The sequence below is a fragment of the Nonomuraea sp. NPDC049421 genome (genome assembly GCF_040677005.1).
GTDB classification, from domain to species: domain Bacteria; phylum Actinomycetota; class Actinomycetes; order Streptosporangiales; family Streptosporangiaceae; genus Nonomuraea; species Nonomuraea salmonea.
The window spans coordinates 201,227-215,132 of the sequence record NZ_JBFAQA010000008.1 but is presented as its reverse complement, the minus strand read 5'-3'; the positions used below and the strand labels follow the sequence as shown (position 1 = coordinate 215,132).

Below are 13,906 nucleotides of genomic sequence, written 5' to 3'. Positions count from 1 at the left end.
CCTACCGTGTCCCCCTCCGTCCCAGAAGCCCTCGCGCCTGCGGAAGCCACCGCCTACACCGCCGATCTCGTCGTGTTCGGCGGCACCGGCGACCTGTCCATGCGCAAACTGATCCCCGCGCTCTACCACAGCGACCGTGACGGCCGCCTGGCCCCGGAGACCCGGATCATCGCCATGTCCAGGGGCGGGCTGACCGACGCCGACTTCCGCGGCAAGGTGGACGCCGAGGTACGCGGCCAGGTGCCCGACGACGACCCCGACGGCTGGCAGCGCTTCCTGGGCCGCCTGCACCACGTCTCGGTGGACGTCGGCGGCCAGAACCGCTCCGGCTGGAGCGCGCTGAGCCGCCTGCTCGCCGGGTACGAGCAGCGCGACCGCGTCTTCTACCTGGCCAGCCCGCCGCGCACGTTCGGCCCCTTCTGCCGCGAGCTGCAGGACGCCGGCCTGGTGACGCCGCGCTCGCGGGTGGTGCTGGAGAAGCCGCTCGGCAACGACCTGGCCAGCGCCCAGCGCATCAACGACGAGGTCGGCGCCATCTTCGACGAGCACCAGATCTTCCGCATCGACCACTACCTGGGCAAGGAGACGGTGCAGAACCTGCTGGTGCTGCGCTTCGCCAACGCCTTCCTGGAGCCGATCTGGAACTCGCTGTGGATCGACCACGTCCAGATCACCGCCGCCGAGACCGTCGGCACGCCGGGCCGGCGCGGCTACTACGACCACGCGGGCGCGCTGCGCGACATGGTGCAGAATCACCTGCTCCAGCTCCTCACGCTGACCGCGATGGAGCCGCCGGCCCGCAACGACCGCGAGGCCATCCGCGACGAGAAGGTCAAGGTGCTGCAGTCGCTGCGGCCGATCGCGGGCGGCGAAGTGGACCGTTTCACCGTGCGCGGGCAGTACACCGGCGCCGGTGACATGCCGGGCTACCTGGACGAGCCCGCCTCCACGCCGCCGAGCGAGGAGTCGCGCAGGGTGGAGACGTTCACCGCGATCAGGGCCGAGATCAAGAACTGGCGCTGGGCCGGGGTGCCGTTCTACCTGCGCACCGGCAAGCGCATGCCGTACCGGCGCTCGGAGATCGTGGTGCAGTTCAAGGACGTGCCGCACTCCATCTTCCCCGGCGGCTCGCCGAACCGGCTGGTGCTGCGGCTGCAGCCGGAAGAGGGCATCGAGCTGCACATCATGGCCAAGGAGCCGGGCGCGGGCGAGGTGACGCTCAAGCCGGTGCCGATGTCGCTGAGCTTCGGCGAGACGTTCACGGCGCGGGTGCCGGAGGCGTACGAGCGGCTGCTGACCGACGTGCTGGCCGGCAACCCGACGCTGTTCATGCGGCGCGACGAGGTCGAGGCGGCCTGGCGCTGGATCGATCCGATCCTGGAGGCGTGGAAGGCCGGCCCGGCGCTGCCCGAGCCCTACCCCGCAGGAACCACCGGCCCCGCCGGAGCCCACGAACTGCTCGGCCGCAGCGGTCGTGCCTGGCACGAGGAGGAACTGTGAACCCCGTCATTCAGGAGATCACCGACCGCATCGCCGCGCGGAGCGCCGCCAGCCGGGCCGCCTACCTGGAGCGGATCCGCCGCGACGGCGAGGCCGCGCGCGCCAAGGGCCCGGCGCGGGCCCACCTCGGCTGCGCGAACCTCGCGCACGGCTTCGCCGGCGCATCCGCCGAGGACAAGCCGGCCCTGCGCGGCACGGCCAAGCCGGGCGTGGCCATCGTGACCAGCTACAACGACATGCTGTCCGCGCACCAGCCGTACGAGACGTACCCGCCCGAGCTGAAGCGGGCCGTGCGCCAGGCGGGCGGCGTCGCGCAGGTAGCGGGCGGCGTCCCGGCCATGTGCGACGGCATCACGCAGGGCCGCGCGGGCATGGAGCTGTCGCTCTACAGCCGTGACGTGATCGCCATGGCGACCGCGATCGCGCTGTCGCACGACATGTTCGACGCCACGCTGCTGCTGGGCGTGTGCGACAAGATCGTGCCGGGCCTGTTCATCGGCGCGCTGCACTTCGGGCACCTGCCGGCGATCTTCGTGCCGGCCGGGCCGATGACCTCGGGCCTGCCGAACAAGGTCAAGGCGCGCACCCGGCAGCTGTTCGCCGAGGGCAAGGTCGGCAGGGACGAGCTGCTGGACGCCGAGGCGAAGTCGTACCACTCCCCCGGCACCTGCACCTTCTACGGCACCGCCAACTCCAACCAGGCGCTGATGGAGGTCATGGGCCTGCACCTGCCGGGCTCGACGTTCGTCAACCCGCACACCGAGCTGCGGCACGCGCTCACCGAGGCGGCCGGGCGGCGGGCGGTGGAGATCACCGCGCACGGCGCGGCGTACACGCCGATCGGTGAGCTGGTGGACGAGAAGACGATCGTGAACGCCTGCGTGGCACTGCTGGCCACCGGCGGCTCCACGAACCACACGCTGCACCTGGTGGCCATGGCCGCCGCCGCGGGCATCATGCTGACCTGGGACGACCTGGCCTGCCTGTCGAAGGTCGTGCCGTCGCTCACCAAGATCTACCCCAACGGCCAGGCGGACGTGAACCACTTCCGCGAGGCCGGCGGCATGCAGGTGCTCATCGGCGACCTGCTGGACGAGGGCCTGCTGCACGGTGACGTGATGACCGTGGCGGGCCCCGGCCTCGACCGCTACCGCGAGGCGCCCGAACTGGTGGACGGTGAGCTGGTGTGGGCGCCGGTCACCGGCGGCAGCAAGGACCGCGACGTGCTGCGCCCGGTCGCCGACCCGTTCTCCGCCGACGGCGGCATCCACATGCTGGAGGGCAACCTGGGCCGCGCGGTCAGCAAGGTGTCCGCGGTCAAGCCGGAGCACCTGGTGATCGAGGCGCCGGCCAAGGTGTTCGACGACCAGCTCGACCTGCTGAAGGCGTTCGAGGCCGGCGAGCTGGACGGCCAGGACTTCGTGGCGGTCATCCGCTACCAGGGCCCGAGCGCGAACGGCATGCCGGAGCTGCACAAGCTCACCCCGCCGCTGGCGGTGCTGCTCGACAGGGGGCAGCGGGTGGCGATCGTCACCGACGGCCGCATGTCGGGAGCGTCCGGCAAGGTGCCCGCCGCCATCCACCTGTCGCCCGAGGCCGCCGACGGCGGGCCGATCGCGCTGGTCCGCGACGGCGACGTGATCAGGCTGGACTCCGCGCAGGGCACGCTGGAGCTGCTGGTGCCGGCCGAGGAGCTGGCCAGGCGGACGCCCGAGGGCCGGCCGCTGAGCGACGCGCAGTGGGTCGGCACCGGCCGCGAGCTGTTCGCCACGTTCCGCCGCATGGCGGGCCACGCCGAGCAGGGCGCCGGCATTTTCGGCGTCAGCGGCGCCGAGTCGCCCGACCACGGCCCCGGGCTGGGCTTCCCCGCCCAGGCGGGCTCCTCGCACCTGGAGACGGGCGCGCCGGTCGGCGCGCGGCCCGCTGGACTGGCCCGGTGACCGTTCTTCCCGCTGTCCGCCGGTGCGCTCACGGCCCCCTCTGGGGCGCCGTGAGCTCCCGTGGCATCCTTCGGGGGAACGGCTGCGATCTTGACGCCGCCCTGAACGCCGGAGGTATGCGTGAGTGCCTTTGACCTTCCGTGGCTCGTCGCCGACATCGGGGGGACCAACGCCAGGTTCGGCCTGGTCACCTCGCTCGGAGCAGGCCCGTCGCACGTGGCGGTGCTGGCCGGCGCCGACCACCCGACGCTGCCCGACGCCGTGACGGCCTACCTCGCCCAGCATGCGGGCAGGGTGCGGCCCGGCGCGGCGTGCCTGGCGCTGGCGGGGCCGATCGAGGGCGAGCACTACCGGCTCACGAACTCCGCGTGGGCCGGCTCCGTCCGCGATCTCGGCATCCCGTACGTCCGGCTGCTCAACGACTTCGAGGCGCTGGCCGTGTCGCTGCCCCACCTGGAGGGCGACGACCTGGTCTCGCTGGGCGGCCCGCCGCCGGGCGACGGCGTCAAGGCGGTGCTCGGCCCTGGAACGGGGCTCGGCGTGGGCGCGCTCGCGCCGTCCGAGCACGGCTGGGTCCCGGTCCCCGGCGAGGGCGGGCACGTCACGGTGCCGGTCGTGGAGCCGCGCGAGTTCGAGGTGGTCCGCGCGCTGCGCTCGCAGGGAGTGCCGCACGTCGTGGCCGAGCACCTGCTGTCGGGGCCTGGGCTGGTGCGGCTGCACCGGGCGCTGGCCCTGGTGAACGGCGTCACCGCGCCCGATCTGACCGCCGCCGACATCGTGGCCAGGGTGGACGACTCGCTGTGCGCCGAGACGATCGAGATGTTCTGCGCCCTGCTGGGCGGCTTCGCCGGGAACGTGGCGCTGACGCTCGGCGCCCGGGGAGGGGTCTACCTCGCCGGGGGCGTGCTGCCCCGTATCGTGGAGCGCGTGTGCGGCAGCGCCTTCCGCGCGCGGTTCGAGGCCAACCCCGACATGGCCGCCTACCTGGCCGGCATCGGGACGTCGCTCATCGTGGCCGCCCAGCCGGGCATGACCGGCGCGGCCGCCTGGCTGAGTCAGCGGGCCACGCAGGAGTCCGGCGGACTGACCACGGCGGCCGTCACCGGCCACTAGGACGCCAGCCTCCTTCCTGGAGTGCCGAATGAGGAGAGAAAATCCCATGAGTCTGCTCGATCTCGCCCCCGTGATCCCCGTCGTGGTGATCGACGACGCGGCGACCGCCGTCCCGCTGGCGCGGGCGCTGGTCGCCGGCGGGCTGCCGGTCATCGAGGTGACCCTGCGCACGCCCGCCGCCCGCGAGGCCATCGCGCGCATCGCGGCCGAGGTGCCCGACGCCACGGTGGGCGCGGGGACGGTCAGGACGACCGACGACATCGCGGCCTCGGTGTCGGCCGGCGCGAAGTTCCTCGTCTCGCCCGGCACCACGTTGTCGCTGGTGGAGGCGCTCGACTCGAGCGGGGTGCCGTACCTGCCGGGCGCGGCCACCGTCTCCGAGGTGATGGCGCTGGCCGAGCGCGGCATCAGGGAGCTGAAGTTCTTCCCCGCCGAGGCGGCGGGCGGCGTGCCGTACCTCAAGGCGATCGGCGGGCCGCTGCCCGACGTGCGGTTCTGCCCGACCGGCGGCATCCGCCTGGCCACCGCCCCCGACTACCTGGCGCTGCCCAACGTGGGCTGCGTCGGCGGGACCTGGCTCACCCCGGCCGACGCGCTCGCGGCCGGCGACTGGGGCCGCGTCGAGAAGCTGGCCGCGGAGGCCGCCGCGCTCCGCTGACCCGGCTTTCCCGGGGCGAGATCACCGGGATAATGGCCGGGTGGCTTTGGAGACGGCCGCCCTGAAGGTGGGCACGGCGGTCGGCGAGCGTGCCGTGCGCGCCTGGCTGACCGCCCGATCGACCGGCGAGAGCAGCCGCCTGCCGCTCGTCGAGCTGATGCGTACGCACTTTCCCGACCAGCTCGTCCGCCGCAAGGCGCGACGGCAGATCGACGACATCGCCGACGCCGTGACCGCACGCGTCACCAAGCTGTGCGGTCACGAGTTCCCCGGGCTCGGCGACGACGACCGGCTGGTCGTGCTGGCCGAGGTGACGGACGCGCTGGCGCGGGCCGACCTGTCCGACCGTGCCCTGTTCGCCGCCGACGCCGACCCCGTACGCCTGGCGCGCGAGCTGCGCGGGGCGCTGCCCGCGTCCAGGGACCTGGGTGAGGCGCAGGCACGGCTGTACGAGGTCGTGCTCGACGAGTGCTGCGACTGCCTGGTCAGGGTGGTGCGGCACCTGCCCGAGTTCCAGCCGCGCGCCGCGGCCGAGACGCTGTCCCGGCTGACCGGGCTCGGCGACCAGCTCGCCGCGATGCTGGACCGGTTACCCGCGCGCACGCTGCTGGCCCCGGAAGGGTCCGACCTCGACGCCGCCTTCCGCCGCCGCTACCTCGAACACGTCGCCCGCACGCTCGACAACCTTGAGCTGCTGGGCGTACGGGTCGAGCGGTTCCGGCCCAGGATGTCCCTCAGCGTCGCCTACATCAGCCTGTCGGTGAGCGCGTCCCGGGCCGCGAGCGGCCTGCACGCCGCCTGGCACGACGTCCCCGACGAGCCCGCCGCCATGCGTGTGGAGAGCGCGCTCGGGCAGGGCCGCCGCATCCTGCTGCGCGGCGAGGCCGGCGGCGGCAAGAGCACGCTGCTGCGCTGGCTCGCGATCACCGCCGCCAAGAGCGGGTTCGAGGGTGAGCTGGCCGGCTGGAACGGCTGCGTGCCGTTCCTGGTGAAGCTGCGCAGCTACGCCGACCGGGAGCTGCCGCGGCCCGAGCAGTTCCTCGACCTGACCGCGGGAGCGCTGGCCGGGCTGATGCCGGCCGGCTGGGCGCACCGGCAGCTCGCCTCCGGCCAGGCGCTGCTGCTCATCGACGGCGTGGACGAGCTGACCGGCGCGCAGCGCAGGGCGATCAAACCGTGGCTGAGCGGGCTGCTCGCCGAGTTCCCCGCCGTCCGGGTCCTCGTCACCAGCCGCCCTTCGGCCGCGTCGGCGTCGTGGCTGGAGGAGGACGGCTTCGCGCCCGCGTTCCTCGAACGCATGACGCCCGCCGACACACGGGCGCTGGTCGAGCACTGGCACGAGGCCATCAGGAGCAGCGCCGACCTGCCCTGCCCGCCCGAGCAGCTGCCCGTGGTGCGCGAGCGGCTGCTGTCCCACCTGGAGAACGCGCCCCACCTGCGCGCCCTCGCCGCCACCCCGCTGCTCGCCTCCATGCTCTGCGCGCTCAGCCTCGACCGCACCTCCCAGCTGCCGCCCGACCGCATGGGCCTGTACGCGGCGGCGCTGGAGATGCTGCTCGAACGCAGGGACGCCGAGCGGGTCATCCCCAGCTACGGCGAGATCCACCTCAACCGGGCCCAGAAGCTCCAGGTGCTGCAGGAACTGGCCTGGCAGCTGTCCGTGACGAACCGGGTCGAGCTCCCCAAGCCGGCGGCCCGCGCCTGGGTGGACCGCGTCGTGGCCACGATGCCCCGGGTGCGCGCCGACGGCGGCCAGGTGCTCGACTACCTGCTCGCCCGCAGCGGCGTCCTCCGCGAACCCGTCGAGGGCCGCATCGACTTCGTGCACCGGACCGTCCAGGAATACCTGACGGCCCGCGCGGCGGCCGAGGTCGGCGACGTCGAGCCCCTCGTCTCGAACGCCCACCGCGACCAGTGGCGCGAGGTCGTGGTCATGGCCGCCGGCCACGCCAACGGCCCCACCCGCCAAGCCCTCCTGGACGGCCTGCTCTCCCGCATCACCCAGGAACCCCGCCGCGCCCGCCGCCTCAGAATCTTGGTCTGCGCCTGCCTGGAGACCCTGCCTTCGGTGCCGGAACGGTTGCGCAAGGCTGTGGACAAGTGCCTGGACGACCTCATTCCGCCAAGGGACGCCACTGCGGCACGGTCATTGTCCCTGGCCGGTCAGGTGGTCCTAGACCGCCTCCCGAGGGACCTCAGCGGCCTCTCCCCTGCCGTCGCAAGAGCCTGCGCCACAACCGCCCAAATGATCAATGGACTCGATGCTCTGAACCTACTGGCAGGGTATGCCGGCGATGAGCGGGTTCAGTATGAACTGGTACACAGCTGGCGATACTTCGAGCCACACACCTACGCCCAGCGAGTGCTCTCCGCCATGAAGAGACCACCGCATCTCTACGTGAGCACGACAGGACAGCTAGAAGCCGTGCACGCGCTGCCGTCGCAGCGCCAGATGGACATCGTCGTGTCAGCGGCGAACGACCTCAACCCGCTGCTCACCCATCGCGCGACCCTGACAGACCTCTTCGTGCACGGGCCCATCTCAGAGCCAGGGCTCTCTGTCTTGCGTCAGCTCAGCGCTCTCACACAACTCAGCGTGGGTGGCGTCGATTCCCTTGAATTCCTTACAGGTCTGCCACACCTCTCCACCCTCGGCCTGGGCAAGGTGCCTAGGATCTCGGATTTCACTCCCCTCGCCAGTCTCACCGAGCTCCGAGATCTGTTCATATTGGACGCCGCTTCCCTGACCGCGTGGGAGCGCATGCCTCCGCTGAATCGGCTGCGAAGGCTGGCTCTATACATCACGCCGCTGGTCTCCTCGATGCGCGATGTGGTCGAGCGTGCCCCCAAACTCGAGTTCTTGTCGATAGGAGGCCAGGATCACATCACCGGTCTAGATGCGCTCAGCGAGGTCGGCATCGAATCGCTCGTCTTCTACCGCATTCCCTTGCTCGCAGACCTTTCACCGCTCGCAGGTTGCCGAAGCCTACGAAACCTGCAACTCGTGAGAACCGCCGTGGAAGACCTCTCGCCCCTGGCGGAGCTGCCCGAGCTGCAGGAGCTGTGGTTGGCGGAGTGCCCTTCGGGCCTCGACCTCGCTCCACTGGCCGGAAACACCCGTCTCAAGGTGCATTTGCTCGGAGGTCAGGAGGCGAAGAACGGGGAACTGTTCGGCAAGCGGCTGTACTACTGATCAGCTCCAGATGGATACGTGGACGGCCGGGCGGAAACGGCTCTTAGGGATGCCTTCGTCTGGGGTGCGCATGACCTGGGTGGCCGGCGGGGTGGTCAGGAAGTGGAGGAAGGTGTCGGCGGCTGTGGAGCGGGTCGCCTGGTCGAGGGTGGTGGCGTACCAATAGGTGGCCAGTGGGGTGGCGGGGGTGTCTATGGTGGTCAGTTCGCCCTTGCGTAACGCCGCCGCCACCAGGTGAGCGGTCGCGGGGGCGACGCCGGCGCCTTCCGCGGCGGCCTTCCAGGCGGCGGTCTGGTTGGCGAAGACGCGTACCTGGGACTCCTGGACGCGGAGGAGGCGCAGCAGGCGGCTGGTGTCGCTGGCCGGGTCGGCGGCCGAGGGGCCGACCAGCCAGTGGTCGCGGCGGCCGCGCGGCGAGCCGACCACGATGAGGCGGCAGCGCAGCACCGGCCGGCAGGTCAGGCCGTCGCCGGTGACCTGGGCGCCGAGCGCGACGTCGGCGAGCCGGCTGGTGAGCAGCAGCGGGATCTCGGCGGTGTCGGCGACGCCGGTGGTGGCGTCCACGGGCTTGCGCTGGGTGAACAGGCAGAGCAGGGGACCGGCGACGTACTCGGCGAGTCCTGCGTCCATGACGACATCCAGGCGGGCCGGGCGGCCCGGCTGGACGGCGGCGACGGCCTCGGCGCCGAGCGCGACGATCCTGGCGGCGATGCCGAGCAGCCGCCTGCCGCCCTCGGTGAGCTCCATGCGGTCGCCGCTGCGGGTGACGAGGGGGTCGCCGAGGTGCCGGCGGAGCTGGGCGAGCGACTGGGAGACGGCGGGCTCGCTGACGCCCAGGGCACGCGCGGCGGCTTTGACCGAGCCGAGGCGGGCGACGAAGACGAACGCGCCGAGCTGGCTGAGTGTCACCTCCTCTTCATAGTTCGCACCCCCGCATTAAGGAATCCCTTATTTAGCGATTGATGCGACAAATCGGTAACAGCACTGTGCTCTCATGCAGGTTCCCGCGACGTTCGAATACGAGAGAGCCGACAGCGTCACGCACGCGCTCGAACTTCTGGCGCGCTACGGCCCCGAGGCCAGGATCGTGGCGGGCGGCCACAGCCTGATCCCCATGATGAAACTGCGCCTGGCCCAGCCCGAGGCGCTGATCGACGTCAACGGCCTGGCCGCTGAGCTGGGGCGGATCGCGGTCGAGGGCGACGAGCTGGCGATCGGGGCGCTGGTGCGGCACACAGAGTTGCTGGAGAGCGGCACCGCCACCGACCTTTTCCCGATATTTCGGGATGCGGAGCGGGTTATCGCCGACCCGATCGTGCGAAATAGGGGGACCGTTGGCGGCTCCCTTTGTCAGGGAGATCCGTCGGAGGATTTGTCGGCGGTGTTCACCGCGTTGCGCGCGACGGCCGTCATCCAGGGCCCTGGCGGCACCCGTACGGTGCCGGTCAGGGAATTCCACCGGGGTCCTTACGAGACCGCCGTCGAACCCTGCGAACTCCTCGTCCAGCTCCGCGTGCCGATCACGGCGGGCACCGGCAGCGCGTACGAGAAGGTCGAGCGGCGCGTCGGCGACTGGCCGGTCGCGGCGGCGGGCGCGGTGCTCACCGTCGCGGACGGCGTCATCAGGCAGGCCGGGATCGGGCTGACCGCCGTCGGAGCCGAGCACTTCTGCGCCCCGGAGGCCGAGCGGTCCCTCATCGGCAGGCAACCCGGCGACGAGGCGTTCGCCGAGGCGGGCCGGATCGCCGCCGAGCACTGCGAGCCGCACGCCGACCAGCGCGGGCCCGCCGACTACAAGCGCCATCTGGCCGCCGAGCTGACCAGGCGCGCGCTGGCCGCCGCCGCGGGGAGGATCTGACATGCGGATCACGGTCACGGTGAACGGGCAGCCGTACACCAGGGACGTCGAGCCGAGGCTGCTGCTCGTGCACTTCCTGCGCGACGAGCTGGATCTGACCGGCACCCACTGGGGCTGCGACACCTCCAACTGCGGCGTCTGCACGGTGCGGCTCGACGGCGTGCCGGTCAAGTCGTGCACGGTGCTGGCCGTCATGGCCGACGGCCACGAGGTGACCACCGTCGAGGGCCTGGAGCGGGACGGCGAGCTGGACGTCGTGCAGAAGGGCTTCGTGGAGTGCCACGGGCTGCAGTGCGGGTTCTGCACGCCGGGCATGCTGCTGACCGCCCGCGCGCTGCTCGACCGCGACCCCGACCCGGACGAGGGCCGGATCAGGGAGGCCATCTCGGGCCAGCTGTGCCGGTGCACGGGCTACGAGAACATCGTCCGCTCGATCAGGTGGGCCGCCGAGAGGGAGGCGAAATCATGAGCTACGGGCGCATGCACCGCAAGGAGGACGCCAGGTTCATCCGGGGGCGCGGCAACTACACCGACGACGTGCGGCTGCCCGGCATGCTGTACGGCGCGATCCTGCGCAGCCCGCACGCCCACGCGCGCATCGTCTCGGTGGACACGAGCGCGGCCGAGGCGCATCCGAAGGTGAAGGCGGTCATCACCGGCGAGACGCTGGCGGGGCTGAACCTGGCCTGGATGCCGACGCTGTCGCAGGACACGCAGGCCGTGCTGGCCACCGACAAGGTGCGCTTCCAGGGGCAGGAGGTGGCGTTCGTGGTGGCGGAGGACGCGTACTCGGCCCGCGACGCGCTGGAGCTCATCGACGTCGAGTACGACCCGCTCGACGCGGTCATCGACGCCAGGAAGGCGCTCGACGCGGCCGCCCCGGTGATCAGGGACGACCTCGAAGGGCGTACCGACAACCACATCTTCGACTGGGAGGCGGGGGACCGGGCGCGTACGGAGGAGATCTTCGCCGGCGCGGAGGTCGCGGTCGCGCAGGACATGCTCTACCCGCGCGTGCATCCGGCGCCGCTGGAGACGTGCGGCGCGGTGGCGGACTTCGACAAGGTGACGGGCAAGCTGACGGTCTGGTGCCCGACGCAGGCGCCGCACGCGCACCGCACGCTGTACGCGATGGTGGCGGGCCTGCCCGAGCACAAGATCCGGGTGATCTCGCCGGACATCGGCGGCGGCTTCGGCGGCAAGGTCGGCATCTATCCGGGATATGTCTGCGCGATCGTCGGCTCGATCGTCACCGGCCGCCCGGTCAAGTGGATGGAGGACCGCTCAGAGAACCTCATGAGCACCGCCTTCGCCCGCGACTACCACATGCGCGGCGAGATCGCCGCGACCCGCGACGGGCGGATCCAGGCGATCCGCGTCAAGGTGCTCGCCGACCACGGCGCCTTCAACGGCACCGCGCAGCCGACCAAGTTCCCGGCCGGCTTCTTCCACGTCTTCTCCGGCTCGTACGACATCGAGGCCGCCCACTGCGAGGTCACCGGCGTCTACACCAACAAGGCGCCAGGCGGCGTCGCCTACGCCTGCTCCTTCCGCATCACCGAGGCCGTCTACCTGGTCGAGCGCCTGGTGGACGTGCTGGCCGCCGAGCTCGGCCTGGACCCCGCCGAGCTGCGCATGCGCAACCTGCTCAAACCCGAGCAGTTCCCGTACCACTCCCCCACCGGCTGGGAGTACGACTCGGGCGACTACCCGAAGGCGCTGCGCCTGGCGATGGACCTGGCCGGCTACGACAAGCTGCGCGCCGAGCAGGCCGACCGGCGGGCCAGGGGCGAGCTGATGGGCATCGGCATCAGCTTCTTCACCGAGGCGGTCGGCGCGGGCCCGCGCAAGCACATGGACATCCTCGGCCTCGGCATGGCCGACGGCGCCGAGCTGCGCGTGCACCCGACCGGCAAGGCGGTGCTGCGGGTGTCGTGCCAGTCGCAGGGCCAGGGCCACGAGACGACGTTCGCGCAGATCGTCGGGCAGGAGCTGGGCATCCCGGCCGACGACGTGGAGGTGGTGCACGGCGACACCGACCAGACGCCGTTCGGCCTCGGCACGTACGGCTCCCGCTCCACCCCCGTCTCCGGCGCCGCCACCGCGATCGTGGCGCGCAAGGTGCGCGACCGGGCCAAGATCGTCGCGGCGGCCATGCTGGAGGCGTCGCCGGACGACCTGGAGTGGGCCGGCGGGAAGTGGTCGGTGGTGGGCGACCCGTCCACCGGCAGGTCGATGGCCGAGATCGCGCTGGCCGCCCACTCGAACCTGGAGCTGCCCGACGGCGTCGAAGGCCACCTGGACGCCGTCACCGTCTACAACCCGCCCAACCTGACGTATCCGTTCGGCGCCTACATCTGCGTCGTGGACGTCGATCATGGCACCGGGCAGGTGAAGGTGCGCAGGTTCGTGGCCGTGGACGACTGCGGGGTGCGGATCAACCCGATGATCGTCGAGGGGCAGATCCACGGCGGCCTGGCCGACGGGGTCGGCATGGCGCTCATGCAGGTGATGGCGTTCGACGAGGACGGCAACCACCTGGGCGCCTCGTTCATGGACTATCTGCTGCCGACCTCGATGGAGTGCCCGTCGTGGGAGCTGGGCGAGACCGTGACGCCGTCGCCGACGCACCCGATCGGCGCGAAGGGCGTCGGCGAGTCGGCCACGGTGGGCTCGCCCGCCGCCGTGGTCAACGCCGTGGTGGACGCGCTGCGCCCGTACGGGGTGCGGCACGCCGACATGCCGCTGACCCCGGCGAACGTGTGGCGGGTCACCAGGGGCGAGCCGTTCCGCACCGACCTGGCGATCCCGTGAGCGAGTTCCTCGGCATGCCGGCGCCCCCGCCCCGGTCTGGGACCTCGCGGGCGCCGGCGGCCACGGATCTCGACGCGCGGGTGGCCGGGCTGCGGTCGGAGCGGGAGCCGTACGTGCTGGCCACCGTCGTCCGCGCGCAGCGGCCGACCAGCGCCAAGGCGGGCGACCGCGCGGTGGTGCTGCCCGACGGGACGATCGAGGGGTTCGTGGGCGGGGTGTGCGCGACCGGCACCGTACGCGCCCAGAGCCTGCGCCTGCTGAGCGCCGGCGGCACGACCCTGCTGCGCATCTCTCCGGAGCAGGCCGAGCCGCACGAGGAGGAGGGGCTGGTCGCGGTCGGCCAGCCCTGCCTGTCGGGCGGCACGCTGGAGATCTTCCTGGAGGCGGTGCTGCCGCCCGCGCTCGTCCGCGTGCACGGCGACGGCCCCATCGCGCGGGCGCTCGCCGCCGTGGGGACGGCGATGGGCTGCAACGTGGACACCGGCTCCGGGCCGCTCGCCGAGGACACCACGGCGGTGCTGGTCGCCTCGCACGGCGTGGGCGAGGAGCCGGTGCTGCGGGAGGCGCTGCGGCGCGGGGTGCCGTACGTCGGGCTGATCGCCAGCCGCAGGCGCGGCGCGGCGGTGCTGGCCGGGCTGGAGGGAGGCGAGCGCGTGCACGCCCCCGCCGGCCTGGACATCGGCGCGCGGACGCCGGGCGAGGTGGCGGTCTCCGTGTACGCGGAGATCATCGCTCTTCACTGAGCGTGGTATCACCGGGCGGCGGCCGGGTAGGTCAGCGGTTGGAAACAGCAGCCCCAACAGCAGCCCAATCCCAGCCCCAGCCCCAAC

The 13,906-nt window shown here is 72.0% G+C and carries 10 protein-coding genes; 9 read left to right on the top strand and 1 reads right to left on the bottom strand.

Annotation, left to right across the window (positions count from 1 at the left end):
* Positions 1-6 precede the first annotated feature (6 nt).
* From zwf to AB0K18_RS16410, 5 genes are all read left to right on the top strand, one after another.
* Entirely contained in the window at positions 7-1,500 is a 1,494-nt protein-coding gene (zwf, locus tag AB0K18_RS16430) for a glucose-6-phosphate dehydrogenase (protein ID WP_364914832.1), read from the top strand.
* The gene (edd, locus tag AB0K18_RS16425) at positions 1,497-3,440 is read left to right on the top strand and encodes a phosphogluconate dehydratase (RefSeq protein WP_364914831.1); all 1,944 of its coding nucleotides are present in this window, start codon (positions 1,497-1,499) and stop codon (positions 3,438-3,440) included. The genes zwf and edd overlap by 4 nt, the downstream gene beginning before the upstream one ends.
* Positions 3,441-3,560: 120 nt before the next feature.
* The gene (gene glk / locus AB0K18_RS16420; protein WP_364914830.1) at positions 3,561-4,553 is read left to right on the top strand and encodes a glucokinase; all 993 of its coding nucleotides are present in this window, start codon (positions 3,561-3,563) and stop codon (positions 4,551-4,553) included.
* A 46-nt stretch (positions 4,554-4,599) separates the two neighbouring features.
* Positions 4,600-5,211: a bifunctional 4-hydroxy-2-oxoglutarate aldolase/2-dehydro-3-deoxy-phosphogluconate aldolase gene (eda, locus tag AB0K18_RS16415; RefSeq protein ID WP_364914829.1), complete on the top strand. Its 612-nt coding sequence runs from the start codon at positions 4,600-4,602 to the stop codon at positions 5,209-5,211.
* 40 nt (positions 5,212-5,251) lie between these two features.
* The gene (locus tag AB0K18_RS16410) at positions 5,252-8,404 is read left to right on the top strand and encodes an NACHT domain-containing protein (RefSeq protein WP_364914828.1); all 3,153 of its coding nucleotides are present in this window, start codon (positions 5,252-5,254) and stop codon (positions 8,402-8,404) included.
* Here AB0K18_RS16410 and AB0K18_RS16405 read toward each other — a convergent pair whose 3' ends face one another.
* Positions 8,405-9,313 carry a LysR family transcriptional regulator gene (locus tag AB0K18_RS16405; RefSeq protein WP_364914827.1) on the bottom strand — a complete coding sequence of 303 codons (909 nt, stop codon included), beginning with the start codon at positions 9,311-9,313 and terminating at the stop codon, positions 8,405-8,407. It abuts the gene before it with no gap.
* An 85-nt stretch (positions 9,314-9,398) separates the two neighbouring features.
* On the opposite strand from AB0K18_RS16405, the gene AB0K18_RS16400 reads away from it, so the two are divergent.
* The 4 genes from AB0K18_RS16400 to AB0K18_RS16385 are packed head-to-tail and all read left to right on the top strand — an operon-like array spanning position 9,399 to position 13,819.
* Positions 9,399-10,262 carry a xanthine dehydrogenase family protein subunit M gene (locus tag AB0K18_RS16400; RefSeq protein ID WP_364914826.1) on the top strand — a complete coding sequence of 288 codons (864 nt, stop codon included), beginning with the start codon at positions 9,399-9,401 and terminating at the stop codon, positions 10,260-10,262.
* A gap of 1 nt (position 10,263) precedes the next feature.
* Positions 10,264-10,731 carry a (2Fe-2S)-binding protein gene (locus AB0K18_RS16395; protein ID WP_364914825.1) on the top strand — a complete coding sequence of 156 codons (468 nt, stop codon included), beginning with the start codon at positions 10,264-10,266 and terminating at the stop codon, positions 10,729-10,731.
* Positions 10,728-13,076: an aerobic carbon-monoxide dehydrogenase large subunit gene (locus AB0K18_RS16390; RefSeq protein WP_364914824.1), complete on the top strand. Its 2,349-nt coding sequence runs from the start codon at positions 10,728-10,730 to the stop codon at positions 13,074-13,076. Before AB0K18_RS16395 ends, AB0K18_RS16390 begins: the two co-directional genes overlap by 4 nt.
* A complete protein-coding gene (locus tag AB0K18_RS16385; protein WP_364914823.1) occupies positions 13,073-13,819 on the top strand; it encodes an XdhC family protein in 747 nt (248 codons plus the stop codon). The genes AB0K18_RS16390 and AB0K18_RS16385 overlap by 4 nt, the downstream gene beginning before the upstream one ends.
* The last annotated feature ends 87 nt before the right edge of the window (positions 13,820-13,906 follow it).

Excerpts from the sequence above, each read along its gene's own strand:
- AB0K18_RS16400 (WP_364914826.1), top strand. The coding sequence starts at position 9,399 with ATGCAGGTTCCCGCGACGTTCGAATACGAGAGAGCCGACAGCGTCACG.
- eda (WP_364914829.1), top strand. The coding sequence starts at position 4,600 with ATGAGTCTGCTCGATCTCGCCCCCGTGATCCCCGTCGTGGTGATCGAC.
- AB0K18_RS16390 (WP_364914824.1), top strand. The coding sequence starts at position 10,728 with ATGAGCTACGGGCGCATGCACCGCAAGGAGGACGCCAGGTTCATCCGG.
- AB0K18_RS16395 (WP_364914825.1), top strand. The coding sequence starts at position 10,264 with ATGCGGATCACGGTCACGGTGAACGGGCAGCCGTACACCAGGGACGTC.